This window comes from Acinetobacter sp. TY1 (assembly GCF_048551395.1).
In the GTDB taxonomy this organism is placed as follows: domain Bacteria; phylum Pseudomonadota; class Gammaproteobacteria; order Pseudomonadales; family Moraxellaceae; genus Acinetobacter.
In genome coordinates this window covers 162,497-180,988 of the sequence record NZ_JBLYZK010000005.1, presented here as the reverse complement: position 1 = coordinate 180,988, position 18,492 = coordinate 162,497, and the positions used below count along the sequence as shown (strand labels likewise).

Here is an 18,492-nt window from a genome sequence, read left to right as displayed (position 1 = left end):
TCAAGTCCTTGTTTCTCAAGAAGTTTTAATCTTCATCACCGCCGATGGATGTGCATTCTACAGTATTTTTTATACCATGCAACCCTTTTTTTGAATTTATTTATAAATATTATTTATTCGTTCATTAATCAATCCATTTCAATTGTTTTTTGTATTTTTCTTCATGATTTTTCCCTATTTATATATTTTGGAGATTTCATTAAATTAGTTCATAATCGCTTTATTAATGACGACTCTTAATTAAATGAAGAAAATGATTGTCAAACTTCAACGGCTTCTATCTATAGGAATTTTGCTTTTTATAGCCTCATTCCCATCAATCACGTCTGCACAAAATATTTCAGAAACAACTCTATCTATACTCAGCTATGTCCGCTGGAAAACCGATTCACCTATAATTTGCATTATAGATAATGACGAAATTAACAAAGAATTAACAACACTAGCTCAACAGAATAATTATAAATTTCACATCAACACAATTTCATCAGCTCAACTCAAACGCGTGCATTGCGATGCGGTATTTTTTAGCAATACAACTGCAGCAACCGAACAACAGCTCATCAATAGCGCCATAAATAAAAATTTACTTTCTTTTAGTTCAAGTAATCCCGAGTGTGAAATTGGCAGCGCATTTTGCCTATACACATCAAAAGGGGGAAGAACATTGTTTAAGTTAAATTTAGACAGTTTATCTCGCAGTAAAATACATGTGGATCCACGTGTTTTACTTTTAGCTCGAAATGCGGAGTAAATTATCGTGATCAGTAAATTTTACCGCTCAACTTCTTTACAAACATTATTCCGTAAATCGCAGTTTACTATTTTTGCAATTACGTTTTTAATTTCTACATTTACGCTCGCAAGTATCTCTGTCTTTACTGTCGAATCTTATGCCAAACAAAATTTAATTTTAGTCAGTAAAACTGCTGTAGATCGAATTCAACCTAGCCTAGTTTTTAAAGATCAGGCGTCGATGAATCAGATTATTAACGACTATACCCTTCAGCATTCAATTCGCTTAATCCAAGTTTTTGATGAAAATGGCAATCAAATCGCTGAAAGCAAAAAAAATATTGAGCATTATTCATATTTACAAAGCTTGTTTGATCAATTCTTTTTACGCGATGCGATTACTATGAATGTTCAACATCATGACAAAAGTGTCGGTAAAGTCGTCTTATACGGTAGCTCCAATGTCATTATGATGTTTATTTTTAAGGTGTTTTTTGGTTTATGTATTGGTATGTTATTTATGATTCTTGCCCTATGGTGGTCGGTAAATTCAACATATCGTCATATTATGGAATCTATTACCCCTATTATTAATATTGCTCGTCTTTTAAGTAGCCAAAAGGCCTATAATTTACGCTTTCCAAGTAATGATATTAAAGAGTTCAATCATGTAAATACCGTGTTTAATCAACTCTTAGATGAAATTCAAACATGGCACACGCATCTTCAAAATGAAAATAGCGAATTATCTTATCAAGTGCTGCACGACCATCTAACCGAATTACCTAATCGTAACTTTTTTTACCAAATACTTTGCAATATTTATAATGATGATCAAAAACGCCATTCATCCGCTTTAGTCTTTATTGATAATAATAATTTTAAAGCGATCAATGACCAATATGGACATCTGGTTGGCGACGAGGTATTAAAAGAAATGGCGCAACGTCTACGCAGCAACATCCGTCAAGAAGATTTTGTAGCTCGATTGGGTGGTGATGAATTTGCGATCATCCTACATTCAATGTATAAAACAGAACACCTTATCTCAGTAGCAGAGAATTTACTCAAATGCTGCGAAGAACCATTACATTATAAAGGGCAGGATATTCATTTTAGTTTCAGCTTAGGTATATCCTTTTCAAATCAAGCAAATACACCTGAAGATTTGATTTCACAAGCCGATCAAGCCATGTATAAAGCAAAATCAGTCAAACACAATTGGTTCATTTATCATTCTTAACTTTAGGATTTCCATACGTTATGCTCAGTAAAATATTTAAACTCTCATGTCTTGCCATACTCTCCATTTCACTTACAGCATGTTTAAGTTTTGGACCTTTAAGCCATAAACAAATTAAAGTATTAAAAAAAGAAGGTTTTACGCAAACCAATGAAGGTTGGAGCTTAGGCTTGCCTGAACGCCTACTCTTTGATTTTAATGATTCAACCATTAAAGCCAATCACGTTACCGAAATTGAACGACTCGCAATGCAATTGCACAAATATAAACTCGATAAAGTAAAAATTGCAGGTCATACCGATAATGTAGGTAATCCTGAATACAACTTAAAACTCTCAGAACAACGTGCACAAAGCGTGGCTGATATTTTTCAGAAAAGTGGTTTTAGTCAACAAAATATGACTATTTTAGGACGTGGCTCAAGCCAACCTGTAGAAGACAACAATACAGAAGAGCATCGTGCAGCCAACAGACGTGTTGCAGTAATTATTATTCCGTAAAATGTACACAAATGATTAAAATTAAAAGACTCCTAATCAGGGTCTTTTTTATGCAAGATCTTTGGAAAATAAATTTTATAAAAAAAGAAAGTAACCAGTGTGCTAGCAAGATGAATGATTAAAGGCCACATTCAAAATAAAACACAAATTTCAGGCATAAAAAAACCGCACTTAAGCGGATGATTTACATTTAAGCTTTTACTTAAAATGGTCGGAGCAGTAGGATTCGAACCTACGACCCCCTGGTCCCAAACCAGGTGCGCTACCAAGCTGCGCCATGCTCCGATTCATCTCAGCTTTCGTACCGTTCGAAGTATCGTTCGGTACGGTGTGCATTCTAGGCGTGGCGCTCGAATACGTCAACACCTATATTCAAAAAAAGTTAAAAAAACACTCCATATGTATATTTATCAAGCATTTCAGCGTTTTTTTATACAATTTTAACGTTTTAAGGCTGCGCTAAAGTCCAACATACGATCCAAGGGTAGCTTTGCACGCTCTGCCAATGCAGGATCAACGAATATTTCTTGATCAGCCTTGCGTAAAACATCCAAAATCCCATCTAATTCATTCATTGCCATCCATGGACAATGTGCACAAGAACGACATGTTGCCCCTTCTCCCGCTGTCGGTGCTTCAATAAGTGTTTTATGTGGTACAGCTTGTTGCATTTTGTAGAAAATACCTCGGTCTGTTGCCACAATCATCGTTTGATGCGGTAGAGTCTGTGCTGCTTTAATCAACTGTGAGGTACTCCCCACAGCATCAGCGACATCTACAACTGATTCGGGTGACTCTGGATGCACCAAAACAGCTGCATCAGGGTACAAGGCTTTCATGTTGTCAATGCCACGTACACGGAACTCTTCATGAACAATACATGAACCATCCCAAAGCAACATTTCTGCGCCTGTTTTCTTTTGAATATAGCGTCCTAAATGCTGATCTGGTGCCCAAATAATTTTTTCACCCAAGCTGTCTAAATGCTCAATAATTTCGACCGCACAACTTGAAGTTACCACCCAATCTGCGCGTGCTTTAACAGCCGCTGAGGTATTGGCATAGACCACTACCGTATAATCAGGATGAGCATCGCAGAATGCCGTAAACTCATCGATAGGACAGCCCAAGTCCAATGAGCATGTTGCCTCTAAAGTTGGCATTAATACTTTCTTTTCAGGCGATAAAATTTTTGAAGTTTCCCCCATAAACTTTACACCTGCCACTACAAGCGTCTGTGCAGCATGATCACGTCCAAAACGTGCCATTTCGAGTGAGTCTGATACACACCCTCCTGTTGCCTCTGCAAGCTCCTGTACATCAGGGTCACAATAGTAGTGTGCAACCAGTACCGCATTTTGTTTTTCAAGCTCTGCTTTAATCTCAGCAAACTTTTGCTGTTTTAGCTCAGGACTTAAACTGTTGTCCTTTGGCTCCCCTAAACGATCCAAATGTGCTGTGACAATTGATTTTGCTTCATTGGCAATTAAATTGGTCGCATCATTCATACGAGGTCTTCTCTTTCCGTTATCACAAGCGTCATGCCTGCGTTGTACAATTGGTGAAGTTATTGTAGATAATTCCACCACCAAAATTCATTCCATTATAAAAAAGCCTCATGAGTGAGGCTTTTTACATTTTGCATTAAGAGCGGTAATCTGCATTGATTTTGACATAATCATAGGATAGATCACAGGTATATACCGTATCTTTTGCCTGTCCTCGCCCAAGATCAACACGAATGCTGATTTCAGACTGTGACATGACGCGTGCACCTGCTTCTTCGGTATAGTCTGTTGCTGCGCCACCATCACGGCAAATTTGCACATCATCAAGCCAAACTTGAATTTTTTCAACATCAAGATCTTTCACACCAGCATAACCAATGGCTGCAAGAATACGCCCCCAATTTGGATCAGAGGCAAAAAATGCTGTTTTAACCAATGGTGAATGCGCAATGCTATAGGCAATATCGCAACATTCTTGCGTATCTGCACCACCTTCAACAGCAACGGTCATAAATTTGGTTGCACCTTCACCATCACGTACAATCAATTGTGCCAAACGCTTCATAACTCGAGTAAGTACATCAAGCAATGTGACATAACGTGGATCTGCTACGGAGGTAATCTCAATGCCACCTGCCTGACCTGTTGCCGCAAAAATACATGAGTCGTTTGTTGATGTATCACCATCAATTGTAATACGGTTAAATGATACATTTACGGCTGTGTTAAGCAATTGCTGAACCAATTCACGGCTGACTGGTGCATCGGTTGCGACAAAGCCCAACATGGTCGCCATATTTGGACGAATCATGCCTGCACCTTTGGATATTCCTGTCATGGCATACGTTACACCATCAAGTTCAAAGTGCTCTGACGCACCTTTAGGCGTAGTATCTGTAGTCATAATGCCTGTTGCAGCATCGACCCAAGCATTGTCTTTTACGCTATCTAAAGCAGGTTGCAACCCAGCCAAAAGACGCTCCATTGGTAATTGCTCGCCAATTACACCTGTAGAAAATGGTAAAATTTCAAAAGGCTCAACCTGTGCAATTTCTGCTAACTTAAAACATGTTGCTTTGGCATTTTCCATACCAAGCTGACCTGTTCCTGCATTGGCATTGCCTGTATTGATTATGAGATAGCGTGGGTTGCCCATTTCTAAATGTTTTTTAGACACATGCACAGGTGCTGCACAAAATGCATTCTGAGTAAAAACACCTGCAACATTAGTGCCTTGTGAAAATTCAAAAATAACGAGGTCACGTCGGTTTGGATAGCGTACATACGCCTCAGCAGAACCAATTTTTACACCTTGCACCACATGCATTTGTGGCATCGACACGTCACCAACAGCCATTTGAGAATGTCCAGAATCAGAATAAAAATACAGCTTATTAGAAAAGTATTAAAAAATCGAGCAATAAGCCCTGATCATTCATATTTACTATGACTTTCATCTTTTTATCTACAAAAACAAAAAGTGTAATGCTAAAAAAACCAGCCGTCAGGCTGGTTTCTATATTTTCGATGATTCAAAAATCACAACAGATTTATTGTTGAGGCTGTGCCTGAGCAACAACAGGGCTACCATCAAGCAAAGCCAATTTGACTTTTTCTTGACTCGACACAGACAAAGCAGGATTCGATGCCACCACACGATTTACGGTTGCTGGTGTTACAGGTGCAATCGCAGCGGTTTTTAAGATGATCGGACGACCATTGGTGTTTCCTAAAGTATAACGGATACCTGTGCGTGGACTAATGACTGTCGTCGAGTCATTTTTCACTTCAGCTTGCGCTGTCATCACACCTGCCGCAGCTTGAACTTTTTCTACTGTCGTCGTTTGTGGAACAGTATCTGCAAAAGCAAAAGCAGGCAAAGTCAACATTGCTGCAAAAGTCGTTTTTAATAATATTTTCATTGTGTTCCCAAATATTTTTCAATCAGAAGTAAATAACATTAACCAATCAAATCTGCAATGCTTATTCACATGTTGTAAAAATTAAAATTCATAGCTTAGCGTTCAGATAAAAAAACAGAGCCTAAGCTCTGTTTTAATGTCTCTGCGCAAATCTAGCCTAAAGTTAAATTTTACCGTGGCACTGTTTATATTTTAAACCTGACCCACATGGACATGGCGCATTTCGACTTTCAGGTACTTCAAATGTCTGTGCTGAAAAATCTGTCGCGTTAATTGTTGGATTACCATCAATAACAGCATTTACTTCATCACCAAAGTCCATTTCTGCACCAAAGTTCAAGCGCATTGCTTCCGCTTGCGCTTGTTGTTGTGCCAACTGTTGAGCTTCCATTTCTGCAAGCTCTTCAGGTGTAGGAACGTGAATACGTGAAATATCCATCACCACATCAGACTTAATCACACCAAGCATATTTACAAAAAGATTAAATGCTTCTTTTTTGTATTCTTGCTCAGGATTTTTCTGAGCATAGCCACGCAAATGAATCCCTTGACGCAAATAGTCCATTGCAGCCAAATGGTCTTTCCAATGACGATCAAGCGCACCTAACATAAAGTGACGTTCAAGTGTCGCAGCAGACTCAGCACCCATTTGCTCACGGCGCGAACGGTAACGGGCAATAATTTCATCCGTAATACGACGAACTAATGCTTCCTCATCAAGACGACGATCTTCTTCAAGCCATTGAGCAACAGGTAAATCTATACTTAAATCTTCGCGTAGTGCTGCTTCAAGCCCTTGAATATCCCACTGATCGTGAATTGACTCAGGTGGAATAAAGTTCTCAATTAAACCTTTTGCGACTTCTTGATGCATCTCTTCAATATAATCTTGAAGTGAGCTTTCTTCTAAAATTTCATCTCGTTGTGAGTAAATAATTTTACGTTGTTCGTTATTTACATCATCGTATTTCAATAGGTTTTTACGGATATCGAAGTTACGTGCTTCTACTTTACGTTGTGCATTTTCAATTGAACGTGACACCATTTTGTGTTCAATAGCTTCATCTTCTTGCAAGCCCATTGCACGCATCATACCAACAACACGGTCACCTGCGAAAATACGCATTAAGTCATCTTCAAGTGACAAGAAGAAACGTGAAACACCAGGGTCACCTTGACGACCCGAACGACCACGTAATTGGTTATCAATACGGCGTGATTCATGGCGTTCTGAACCAATGATATGTAAACCACCAGAACTGAGTACCATTTCATTGTTCTTTTCCCATTCTGCACGTAGACGAGCTTCATCTTCAGCAGTTGGGTTTTCAATTTTTGCGAGTAATGCTTTCCAGTTACCACCGAGCAGAATGTCTGTACCACGACCTGCCATGTTGGTTGCAATAGTCACTGCTTTTGGCGCACCAGCTTGAGCAATAATATCGGCTTCACGCTCATGCTGTTTAGCGTTGAGAACTTCGTGTGCAATACCCGCTTCAAGTAATTTATCTGATAAAATTTCAGAGGCTTCAATGGTCGCGGTACCAATCAAAATTGGTGCAACACCTTCTTCGTGAATTTTTTGGATTTCTTTGATTATCGCGCTGTATTTACCATTACGATTCAAATAAATTAAGTCATTTTGATCAACACGCACCATTGGACGATGTGTCGGAATCAATACGACATCTAGACCATAAATTTCCTTCATTTCAGCAGCTTCTGTATCTGCTGTACCTGTCATACCTGACAGTTTTTTATAAAGACGGAAATAGTTCTGAAATGTCGTAGTTGCCATGGTTTGGTTTTCAGGCTGAATTTCAAGCCCTTCTTTAGCCTCAACCGCTTGGTGTAAACCTTCTGACCAACGACGACCTGGCATGGTACGACCAGTATTTTCATCGACAATAACGACTTCACCATCATCAACAATATAATGTACGTTACGTTGATACAAATAATGTCCACGAATTGCCGCAGTCACGTGATGTACTAAGTTTAAATTGCCCGATGAATATAGACTTTCGCCTTCTGCCAACAAGCCCATTTGAATGAGTTCTTGTTCAACAGCTTCAAAGCCTGCCTCAGTTATTTCTACTGAACGTTGTTTTTCATCAATCCAAAAATGTCCACCATCGGCAACTTTTTCTTCTTTCTGTGGATGTAATTTTGGTGGAATGCTGTTGAATGCTTCATATAACTGTGATGAATCTTCACTTTGACCTGAAATAATCAGCGGAGTACGTGCTTCATCAATCAAGATCGAATCGACCTCATCGATAATCGCATAAATTAAACCACGCTGTTTTTTCTCAGCCATCGAGAAAACCATGTTGTCACGTAGGTAGTCAAAACCAAATTCGTTATTGGTACCGTACGTAATGTCTGAACGATACGCTTCTGATTTTTCAAAAGGTGCCTGCATGGAATAAATTACACCAACAGTCAAACCTAAAAACTCATAAAGAGGACGGTTTAACTCAGCATCACGCTGTGCCAAGTAATCATTCACGGTAATTACGTGAACGCCTTGACCGCTGATTGCATTGAGATATACAGCCAAAGTACCCATGAGGGTTTTACCTTCACCTGTACGCATTTCGGCAATTTTACCTTCATGCAAGGTAATACCACCAATCAACTGTACGTCATAATGGCGCATACCCATGACACGCTTACCTGCCTCACGACAGACTGCAAATGCTTCAGGTAATAATTTATCGAGGCTATCGCCCTTATTGTATCTTTGTTTGAATTCTTCAGTTTTCGCAGATAAGTCTGCATCACTTAAGGCTGATACCGTCGGCTCGAGCGCATTAATTTTCTCGACAATTTTACGCATCCGTTTAAGTTCGCGCTCGTTTTTAGTACCGAAGATTCCTCCGATCAGACTTGCCAACATATAAACTCTCTAAAACTTGCTGAATAAATAATTTTTTCTCAGACGATATTATGGTGCTTGAAATTTGAAGTACAAGGGTTTTGCACAAAACCGAGTAAAAAAAATCTTTATATCAACATTCACATCATAAATCTAAGGCAAATTAATGTAGCAAATTTAATCTACACATAACATAGCTGAAGTTAATGAAAAGCTTAAAAAATTTATGACTGATCATTTCAATATATCAATAAAACGTATAACCAAAGAAAAAAACACTATTTTTAAATATAAAAAAACTACGCCATATTCAATACATGAACCATCAATATCAATTTTAAATTTTAAGGCAGCTCACATGACACTACGACTTGGCGATACAGCACCAGACTTTGAACAACAATCGAGTCAAGGTAATATTCATTTTTATGAATATTTGGGTGATAGTTGGGGTATTCTTTTTTCACACCCTGCTGACTATACGCCTGTATGTACAACAGAACTTGGTTATACCGCAAAACTGCATGATGAATTTCAAAAACGTGGCGTTAAGGCAATTGCTTTGTCAGTTGATGATGTTGAATCACATAAAGGATGGATTGAAGACATCAATAGAACTCAAAATACAACGGTAAATTTTCCTATTCTTGCTGACAAAGATCGTAAAGTCTCGACTTTGTATGACTTTATTCATCCCAATGCGAGTGAAACTTTAACAGTCCGTTCTTTAGTAATTATTGATCCAAACAAAAAAGTTCGTCTCATCATTACTTATCCTGCATCAACAGGACGTAATTTTCATGAAATTTTACGCGTCATTGACTCGCTACAACTTACTGACCATTACAAAGTTGCCACACCTGCCAATTGGCAAGAAGGTGAGGCTGTCGTCATTGTGCCTTCTTTAAAAGATGAAGATGAAATCAAGCAACGTTTTCCCCAAGGTTATACAGCAGTTACACCTTACTTAAGACTGACTCCGCAACCTAATAAAACAAGCTAAATCGAAAAATTAATAAAAAATAATCTCAAGTAAAAACAATAAAAGTAAAAGATTACCTTCTCCAATGCCCATCTTCGGATGGGTTCTTTTTGAGAACTTAGCCATCAATCGTGAATGTCATCGGGTGTTACTCAAAACCTTCACAAAAACAATCACAAAAAGCTTAGGTGACTTGTTTATTTCAGGTTATAAAACCATCAAGACATTTTAAGAATAAATCATTTATGATCTACAACGTACACCATTTGCACTGCGGTACTATGTGCCCAACCTGTGCCCCTCTCTTTGGGCAAAAGGGTTTAAAAGCTAAAATCATTTGTCATTGCTTACTCATTGAAACCGATCAAGGCTTAGTATTAGTTGATACAGGCTATGGTATTCAAGACTACTTAAACCCGAAACAACGCTTAGGCAATGCTGTTACACGAATGGGCGCCATTCAATTTGATTTCAATCTCACTGCAATTGCACAAATTCAACAACTCGGTTTTCAACCGACTGATGTCAGACATATTTTTGTCAGTCATTTAGACTTTGATCATGCAGGCGGTATTTCTGATTTCCCCCATGCAACCGTGCATATTCTGTCGACTGAATATAATGCAGCACATTCATTTCATTGGAAAAATAAACTGCGTTATCGGCAAGAACAATTTAAACAACATCGGCATTGGAATTTTATTGAGCCGATTGCCACAAATGCTTGGTTCAATTTCAGCAATGTACAAGAATTAAGTCTCTTTAAAGATGAAATTTTACTTATTCCTCTTTTAGGACATACAGCAGGACATTGTGGTATTGCCATTAAACAGCAGAACAATTGGTTATTATTCTGTGGTGATGCCTATTACACACACTTGGAACTTGATCCAAAACATAGACTACCTGCTTTAGAAATTACGGAGCGATTATTCGCTTATGATAATTTACAACGCATACAAACGCTAAAATCTATTCAATCACTTGCAAGTACGCATCCTGAAATTGAAATTATCTGCGCTCATGATCCCGTTGAGCTTTATCGCTATATACAATCTTAATTTTTAAATGAAGTCATTTTTCATATTTTTTCATCATGTAATAAATAAAGGCAATAAGGCTTTATATGTCAAATCTAACTCACCCTAATCTTCAGACAGCAAGTATCTTTAAATTTCCTATACTCAGTGCAACTGTACTCAGTATCTCACTGTTCAGTGGTTGTATGACCACAGATGCATTACCTGCAGACAAACGCCCAACCCAATGGGGAAATTTACTCAATACAAAAAGTAATTTTTATAAAATCAGTGAGATGGTTTATCGTAGTGAACAACCAAATGCAGAACTCATTCCATTACTCAAAGAAAATAAAATTGATATCGTGATTAATTTACGTAATCGAAATAAAGATAAAACGGTATTGGCAAACCAACCTTTTCAACAAGTACATATTCCTATCAATACATGGGCAATTGACCGTAATGACTTACTCGCTGTCATGCAGACCATACAAAAAGCTGAACAAAATAATCAGAAAGTTTTAGTGCATTGCTATCATGGCTCAGATCGTACAGGTGGAAGTATTGCGATGTATCGAATTATTTTTCAAAATTGGTCAACAGACGATGCTTTAAATGAAATGAAACATGGTGGTTATGGTTTTCATCCCATTTGGCGTAATATTGAAGCATTATTTACCCCTGAAAATATAAAATGGATCCGTGAGCAACTCGCGAATCCATCTTAAATTGAACAAGTTATATAAATATATTAACGTTTATCTAAAGGCGTCCATTCATTAATCCATGCAGATTTCATCCCTAAGCTTTCATCTGCATTGATCTTCTTACGTGTTACATCTGCTGCATCACGGTCTTTAGACGGTCCTACCATAATACGAATACCTTTGGACGTTTTACTTTGCGTAACTTTATAACCTTTTGCACGTAACTTTGAAGCTACGGCATCTGCATTGTCTTCATTGGCAGCAAGAGCAACTTGAACCATCCACTGCTTATGACCACGGTCACCATCTTCCAATAGCTTACGGGCTTTCTCAGCTTCCGCTTTCTTTTTTGCTGCTTCTTGCTCTTTACGCTTTATTTCGTCAGCCGCTTTTTTATCTGTTTCCGCTTTTTTACGATCAGCTTCTACTTTTTTCATTGCTTCAGCCTTTTTATCGGCATCTGCTTTTTTCTTAGCATCTTCCTGAGCCTTACGTTTCTTTTCCTCTGCAGCTTTATTTTCTGCTTCAGTCGCTTGACGCTTCTGCTCATTCAACTTTTTTTCAGTATCGGCCTTTTTCTGTGCCTCTAATTTTTTTTGATCATCTATTTTTTGTTGTGCTTTGGTTTTATCATCTTGAGTCATTTCAGGTGGTAAATCTGTACCCTCTCGAACAGCCGTAGCATTACGACGTGCATTCATTGCTGCATATTCTTCCGCTGCTTTACGCGCCGCATCTGCTTCTGCTTGCTGTTGCATACGTAAAAATTCTGCTGCTTTAGCTTCTTGCTCTGCAACTGCACGCTCACGTGAACGTTTCTGCTCTTCAAGCAAACGCTTTTCAGTTGCGACATCTACAGTTAAAGGTTGCAACTGAACAGCTTCACCCACAGGTGCAACTTGATTTGTTTTCTGAGTCTGTCCTGTTGGTACTGTCTGTGTTTGTTTCTGGTGAATCTCTTCTTGACCTTTTAAAAGCAATGCTGCCAATAAAACGCCACCACCCAATAAAACAACACCACCCATCCAGCGTTGTTTGTTATTCATTGACATTCTTCCAGATACTCCCAGACCGCTTCCAAAGTATGAAACGAACCGCACACCAGTATCAGCTGATTATTTTTTGTCTCTTCAATGGCTGACTGAAATGCTGCTTGTACATTATTAAATTGTTGAACTGCTTCACCGACCAACGCTGTTTCTAATTGTTGCAATGGCGCGGCTCGAGGCACAGTCATTGGCGCAATTTTCCACATTTTGACGGTGTTTTTCAATGACTCTACAACAGATTGAATATCTTTATCTGCCAACATTGAAAAAACTGCAATCACTTCTGTGTACTGTTTATTGTATTCTAAGAATTTTCGCAATTGCTTTAACAAAAAATCTACACCATGCGGATTATGTCCGGCATCAAAAATCACTGTTTTATTTTGAATTTGACGAACTTCAAACCGCCCTTGTAGCTTCGCATTTACAATGCCTTGTGCAATCGCTTGTTGAGAAATATTTAATCCACTGACCAAAATTGCTGCGACTGCGGTCGAAATGTTTTCAAGTGCGAGTGTGCCTAGAGGCAATTTGAGTGTTGTACCTGAGCTTGCAAAATTCCAAGTTTGACCGTCTTCCGAATCTTTATAAAAATAATCACGGTGAATGGCATACAGTGTTGCTTGGCTCTCATCCGCTTTGTTTTGAATAGCTTGCGGAATATCTTGCTGACCACCAAAAATCACTGGAATATTTGAACGAATAATTCCTGCTTTTTCAAATGCAATTTTTTCAATGGTGTCACCGAGCCAATCGGTATGATCAAGCCCAATATTGGTAATCACAGCAACATCTGGATCAATTACATTGACCACATCTAAGCGACCGCCTAGACCGACTTCAAGCACCCAAACATCACATTGCTGCTGTTTAAAAATAACAAAAGCAGCCAAAGTGGTTGCTTCAAAAAAAGACAAGGTTAAATTACAGAAACGGCGTGCTTGATCAACTTGAACGAAGGCATCAATCAGCGTTTGATCGCTAACTTCTTTACCTTGTAATTTGACACGCTCATTGAACCGATAAATATGTGGTGATTGATACAGCCCAACATTCAGACCTTGTGCATTTAAAATAGCCGCCAAGGTAGTCGTGGTTGAGCCTTTACCATTGGTGCCCGCAACCGTAATGACTTTAGCATTCGGGCGCATAACACCGAGTTGTTCAGCCACGGGAATGACGCGCTCTAAACCTAAATCGATTCCCGTAACGTGAACATGACCCCAATAATTGAGCCATGTTTGTAAATCATCAATATTTGATGGTGTATTGCTTAATGGTGCAGTGTCATTCAAGGCAAATTCATCAGTTTCGCTACAATACGAGATACAGTATCACGTAATGCGTGACGATGGACAATTTGATCGATTACACCATGATCAAGCAAGAATTCTGCACGTTGGAATGGTTCTTCCAATTTTTCACGTACTGTTTGCTCAATCACGCGCTTACCAGCAAAACCAATCATAGCTTTAGGTTCTGCAAAATGTACATCACCCAACATTGCCAATGATGCCGTTACGCCACCATAAACAGGATTGGTGAGTACTACGATATACGGTAAACGTGCATCTTTCATTTTTTGAATCACGGCCGATGTACGCGCCATTTGCATCAAAGACAACATGCCTTCTTGCATACGTGCACCACCTGAAGCTGCAAAACAGATGAGTGGTTGTTTTGTTGCAATGGCTTTTTCTGCTGCTTGTACAAAACGATCACCAACAACTGTACCCATTGAACCCGCCATAAAGTCGAATTCAAATGCACAAGCAACCATCGGAATATTTTTTAACTGACCTTGCATCACAATCAATGCTTCAGTTTCACCAGTTTTATCCTGCGCTTCTTTTATACGTGATGGATACGGTTTACTGTCCACAAATTGCAATGGATCTTTTACAACAAACTCTTGACCTAGTTCAGCCGTCACATTGTCAAAGAACCAATTTAAGCGGTCACGTGCTTTCATTTTCAAATGTTCATCACATGATGGACAAACATAGGCATTAAATGACATTGCTGTGCGTGTAACGAGTGCATGGCACTCAGGGCATTCAATCGTTGGTTCAGTAAACGTAGCTTTAACGGTTTGCTGTTGATTTGGCGCTAAAATGCCAGGAATCGAACGATCTGTCCATGGCGTTGATGGACTGAGAGTTTTCCCTGTTTTCACTTCTTGATTCATACTAACTCATCGAGCGCTGCTCGAAGCTCCTTGACTTTGTTCACCGCTAGCTCAACGGCTTGCTCGGGTGCCAGGTTGGCAAATGGCTTAACAAACGCACTTCCGACAATCACGGCATCAGCAACCGCACCCACTGCTTTTGCAGAGGCTGCATCGTTAATACCAAAACCCACACCAACAGGAATATCAGTAAAAGTTTTGATTTTCTCAATACGTGCTGCCACTTCAGCGGTATCCAATGTTGCTGCACCTGTAACGCCTTTTAACGAAACATAGTAAATAAAACCTGATGCCTGTTTAACCACATGTGCAATACGCTCATCTGTCGATGTTGGTGCAAGCAAGAAGATTTGATTCATATCATATTTTTGCAATACAGCATCTAAATCTTTTGCTTCTTCAGGAGGTAAATCCACAAGAAGAACACCATCGACACCACAGTCATGGGCATATGCCACGAACTTTTCATAACCAATTACTTCAATAGGGTTTAAATAGCCCATTAAAACAACTGGTGTTGTGGTGTCTTTTTCACGAAAGGCTTTGACCATATTCAAAGCATCGAAGGTATTGGTGCCAGCAGCCAATGCACGCTCTGCGGCAAGTGCAATCACGGGGCCATCAGCCATTGGATCTGAAAATGGCAATCCCAATTCGAGTACATCCACACCCGCTTCCACCATCTGATGTAACAATGGAACGGTTACATGAGGTTGTGGGTCACCCGCCATCACATAAGAAACCAAAGCTTTACGCTGTTGAGATTTAAGCTGTGCAAATCGGGTGGCTAAACGTGACATGGCAGTGTACTTTCCTTGAATTGTTAAAACTTGAGGAGTTAATGTAAAAATACAAGTCGTTGCATTTTAAATGTCAATTGTAACGCTATTTTTTACACAAAGAATAGTCTGTCACAGTAGCACAATACAAAGCCGTATTTATACATAAATAAGACCACAACCCAATGACATTATTTAGCGCTATTTCAGTGCTCAGGACAATGATCAAAGCTTCCTATTTTCAGCTAAGCTAAAACTTTAAAAATAATGATCATTTTTGTTTTAAATCAAATAAATAACTAAAAACACATGACTCATGAGCTGAATCAAGCGATTTTAAGAAATAGCAAAAGCTGTTTATACTGTATGAGTTTTCTTTTAATTTTTTTATTTATGTCCACTCTCCCACACCATCAGGTACAAGCTCGTGCAATTGCACTTTTACCATTGATGGTTTTTTTGACTGTCTTTTTAGGTAGCGGTATTTACCATACCATTATTGGTACTGAGTTTGCTTTTTATCAATTAAAAGCACCTGTGGCGATTCTTCCTGCCTTACTTTTAGCAGTACTGTTACACCGTAAGAAACTCAACCATGCGATTGATCAATTTTTAGAAGGTGCAAGTCACCCCAATTTAATTTTGATGTTTATGGTATTTATGTTCGCTGGCGCTTTTGCGAGTGTTTCAAGTGCCATTGGTAGTGTCGATGCAACAGTTCAGTTTGGCTTATCCATTATTCCACCAACCTTTGTCTTGCCAATGCTATTTATCATTTCAGCATTTATTGCCACTGCGATGGGAACCTCAATGGGTACTATTGCTGCTTGTGCACCCATTGCTTTTGGATTTTCACAAGCAACCGATTTAACCGCAATTTATACCATTGGTGCAGTGGTGAGTGGTGCAATGTTTGGCGATAACTTGTCGATGATTTCAGACACCACGATTGCTGCAACTCGTAGTTTAAATGTTGAACTCCGAGATAAATTTAGAGTCAACATTTGGATTGCCTTACCTGCTGCAATCATCACGATATTGATCTACGTATTTTCAAGTCATTCATCACAACACATTGAATATAAAGCTTATAACATTTGGTTGATTTTGCCTTATGTTGCTGTTTTTTTCTTAGCATTTACACGGTTGCATGTACTTGCGGTACTGAGTCTTGGCGTTTTAATCTCAGGTATCATAGGACTAATATCTACACCTGAATTTAGCATGCTCAAATTCAATACGGCGATTTATGATGGCTTTGTGAGCATGTTTGAAGTCGCATTACTATCAATGCTCTTAGGTGGCTTATCTGCCATTATGCAAAAAGAAGGTGGCTTAGAATGGTTAATTCAGCGCATTTATGTCCTAACTGGTTTATTTAAAGTCGGTACACAGCGTGCAGGTGAAATTGGTATTAGTTTTTTAGTCATTTTTTCCAATTTATTTGTGGCAAATAATACCGTTGCAATTATTTTATCGGGTGATATGGCAAGAGAGGTCGCACATGCTTATGGTGTTGATCCTAAGCGTGCCGCTGCATTTATGGACATTTTTTCTTGTATCGTTCAAGGTATTATTCCTTATGGTGCTCAGCTACTTTTAGCCTGTTCAATTGCAAAAATATCTCCTGTTGAATTGATTGGTTCAATTTATTACTGTTGGATTTTAGCCATTTTTGCGGTACTCGCAATTGTATTTCGTTTTCCAAAATTAAAATCAGCTTCGCTGTAAACAGCATTAATCTAAAAATTCAGGTGATCTTCGGGTCACCTTTTTATTTTAACCTAGCAATTTTATGAATTATTTTTCAATAGTATTAGCCACTATTAATGGCATTTTTCAACTGTTGTTTTTTCTGCAATAAAGTCTGTCCACTATAGGCCTTATAAGCTCTAGCTAATGCAGATTGATCTGAATAACCCAACTTCATCGCAATATCGGTCAAATGTCGCTGATCTTGCAACAATTGCTCACAACGATTCATACGTTCATATTCAATAATTTTTTTAAATGATGTACCCAAGTCGGACAGTTGTCGTTGTAGTGTTCGACTTGAAATATGCAACTCTTGACTGATTTGTTCAATTTTCGGTGCTTGCTCTTCTAAGCGTAAATACTCTGCCACAATCAAATGCAACTGTTCGGCAATAGTTTCATAACGTGGCTTTGAGGCAATTGCCTCTTCGGCTTGGCGCACTAACATTTGCATAAGTGGTGGATCAGCTTGTTGAATTTTCAGGTTTAATCCATCTAAATCTAAAACAAAACAGTATTCACTTTGATGAAACAATACTTCACAAGCATAAAATTTTTGATAATGATACATTGCCATTTGTGGCGGATGAGCAAAATGCACACTGCGTAAAGGAAACTGGTCTTCAGGCACTATTTTTCTTGCTAAATACATCATCAATGCTGTGGTCAACTCATTGAGTAATATGTATTTTTCATGATGAAATGGCCAAACCATATGCACATTATGTCCATAATGATGCATTTTCATCGGAATGATGTGATCACCATCTATCACTAAACGACTGAAACGTAATATATTTTGTAATGCCTCGGCAACCGTAGTACTACGTGAAGCCATATAGCCCAAAACTCCAAAATGTTCAGGTCGTACATGCTCTGCCATATCAAAGACGATATTTGGACGATTCAATATAATTCGTGTTTTCTCAATCAATTGATGAAAAAATAAATACGGTGATTGAGCATCTATGGGTAGGTTCAAAATCCGTTGTAAATTTTCATGATCATCGTGTAAAAAATCTGCGTTCAGCGCATCTATACCCTGCTCTAACAAATACAATTGCCAAAGATGGAAATACCCATTGGGAATATGTAAGTCCTGCATACACCAACACTCATACAATAATGTTATTTTGACATGTTCAATTTTCATTCTGTCGTAAAATGTATAAAAAATAGCAGACACTGTCAAAACAAAATTGTAAAAGCCCGACATACTGA

At 38.6% G+C, this 18,492-nt stretch carries 16 protein-coding genes and 1 tRNA gene; 7 read left to right on the top strand and 10 right to left on the bottom strand.

What is annotated here, in order from left to right; genetic code table 11:
- Window positions 1–244: 244 nt before the first annotated feature.
- The 3 genes from ACK2M2_RS05410 to ACK2M2_RS05400 are packed head-to-tail and all read left to right on the top strand — an operon-like array spanning window position 245 to window position 2,478.
- Window positions 245–754 carry a YfiR family protein gene (locus ACK2M2_RS05410; protein WP_419346457.1) on the top strand — a complete coding sequence of 170 codons (510 nt, stop codon included), beginning with the start codon at window positions 245–247 and terminating at the stop codon, window positions 752–754.
- 6 nt (window positions 755–760) lie between these two features.
- On the top strand, window positions 761–1,978 hold the full coding sequence (locus ACK2M2_RS05405) for a diguanylate cyclase domain-containing protein (RefSeq protein WP_419346455.1): 1,218 nt from the start codon (window positions 761–763) through the stop codon (window positions 1,976–1,978).
- Between the two features lie 20 nt (window positions 1,979–1,998).
- Window positions 1,999–2,478: an OmpA family protein gene (locus ACK2M2_RS05400; protein WP_409510922.1), complete on the top strand. Its 480-nt coding sequence runs from the start codon at window positions 1,999–2,001 to the stop codon at window positions 2,476–2,478.
- 208 nt (window positions 2,479–2,686) lie between these two features.
- Here ACK2M2_RS05400 and ACK2M2_RS05395 read toward each other — a convergent pair.
- The 5 genes from ACK2M2_RS05395 to secA form a co-directional block, all read right to left on the bottom strand.
- Window positions 2,687–2,763 (bottom strand) — tRNA-Pro (locus ACK2M2_RS05395).
- A 155-nt stretch (window positions 2,764–2,918) separates the two neighbouring features.
- Window positions 2,919–3,986 (bottom strand): quinolinate synthase NadA, encoded by a 1,068-nt coding sequence (gene nadA / locus ACK2M2_RS05390; protein WP_419346452.1) that lies wholly within the window; start codon window positions 3,984–3,986, stop codon window positions 2,919–2,921.
- A 136-nt stretch (window positions 3,987–4,122) separates the two neighbouring features.
- Window positions 4,123–5,343 (bottom strand): bifunctional glutamate N-acetyltransferase/amino-acid acetyltransferase ArgJ, encoded by a 1,221-nt coding sequence (argJ, locus tag ACK2M2_RS05385; protein ID WP_409510920.1) that lies wholly within the window; start codon window positions 5,341–5,343, stop codon window positions 4,123–4,125.
- A gap of 193 nt (window positions 5,344–5,536) precedes the next feature.
- Complete coding sequence (locus tag ACK2M2_RS05380) at window positions 5,537–5,908, bottom strand: hypothetical protein (protein WP_419346450.1); 372 nt, start codon at window positions 5,906–5,908, stop codon at window positions 5,537–5,539.
- A 163-nt stretch (window positions 5,909–6,071) separates the two neighbouring features.
- Window positions 6,072–8,810, bottom strand: a complete 2,739-nt coding sequence (gene secA / locus ACK2M2_RS05375; RefSeq protein WP_409510918.1) for a preprotein translocase subunit SecA — start codon at window positions 8,808–8,810, stop codon at window positions 6,072–6,074.
- Window positions 8,811–9,147: 337 nt separating this feature from the next.
- On the opposite strand from secA, the gene ACK2M2_RS05370 reads away from it, so the two are divergent.
- From ACK2M2_RS05370 to ACK2M2_RS05360, 3 genes are all read left to right on the top strand, one after another.
- Window positions 9,148–9,792, top strand: coding sequence for a peroxiredoxin (locus tag ACK2M2_RS05370; protein ID WP_419346448.1), 645 nt, complete (start codon window positions 9,148–9,150; stop codon window positions 9,790–9,792).
- Window positions 9,793–10,016: 224 nt separating this feature from the next.
- Entirely contained in the window at window positions 10,017–10,832 is an 816-nt protein-coding gene (locus ACK2M2_RS05365) for an MBL fold metallo-hydrolase (protein WP_419346446.1), read from the top strand.
- Between the two features lie 164 nt (window positions 10,833–10,996).
- Complete coding sequence (locus ACK2M2_RS05360) at window positions 10,997–11,521, top strand: dual specificity protein phosphatase family protein (protein ID WP_419346468.1); 525 nt, start codon at window positions 10,997–10,999, stop codon at window positions 11,519–11,521.
- A 23-nt stretch (window positions 11,522–11,544) separates the two neighbouring features.
- Here the strand turns inward: ACK2M2_RS05360 and ACK2M2_RS05355 are convergent, their stop codons facing one another.
- The 4 genes from ACK2M2_RS05355 to trpA are packed head-to-tail and all read right to left on the bottom strand — an operon-like array spanning window position 11,545 to window position 15,537.
- Entirely contained in the window at window positions 11,545–12,552 is a 1,008-nt protein-coding gene (locus ACK2M2_RS05355) for an SPOR domain-containing protein (protein WP_419346445.1), read from the bottom strand.
- Window positions 12,543–13,844: a bifunctional tetrahydrofolate synthase/dihydrofolate synthase gene (folC, locus tag ACK2M2_RS05350; RefSeq protein ID WP_419346444.1), complete on the bottom strand. Its 1,302-nt coding sequence runs from the start codon at window positions 13,842–13,844 to the stop codon at window positions 12,543–12,545. The genes ACK2M2_RS05355 and folC overlap by 10 nt, the downstream gene beginning before the upstream one ends.
- On the bottom strand, window positions 13,841–14,737 hold the full coding sequence (accD, locus tag ACK2M2_RS05345) for an acetyl-CoA carboxylase, carboxyltransferase subunit beta (RefSeq protein WP_409510913.1): 897 nt from the start codon (window positions 14,735–14,737) through the stop codon (window positions 13,841–13,843). The genes folC and accD overlap by 4 nt, the downstream gene beginning before the upstream one ends.
- Entirely contained in the window at window positions 14,734–15,537 is an 804-nt protein-coding gene (gene trpA / locus ACK2M2_RS05340; protein WP_419346443.1) for a tryptophan synthase subunit alpha, read from the bottom strand. The genes accD and trpA overlap by 4 nt, the downstream gene beginning before the upstream one ends.
- Window positions 15,538–15,909: 372 nt before the next feature.
- On the opposite strand from trpA, the gene ACK2M2_RS05335 reads away from it, so the two are divergent.
- The gene (locus tag ACK2M2_RS05335) at window positions 15,910–17,247 is read left to right on the top strand and encodes a Na+/H+ antiporter NhaC family protein (RefSeq protein WP_419346442.1); all 1,338 of its coding nucleotides are present in this window, start codon (window positions 15,910–15,912) and stop codon (window positions 17,245–17,247) included.
- 85 nt (window positions 17,248–17,332) lie between these two features.
- Here ACK2M2_RS05335 and ACK2M2_RS05330 read toward each other — a convergent pair whose 3' ends face one another.
- On the bottom strand, window positions 17,333–18,376 hold the full coding sequence (locus ACK2M2_RS05330; RefSeq protein ID WP_409510910.1) for an AraC family transcriptional regulator: 1,044 nt from the start codon (window positions 18,374–18,376) through the stop codon (window positions 17,333–17,335).
- Between the last annotated feature and the right edge of the window lie 116 nt (window positions 18,377–18,492).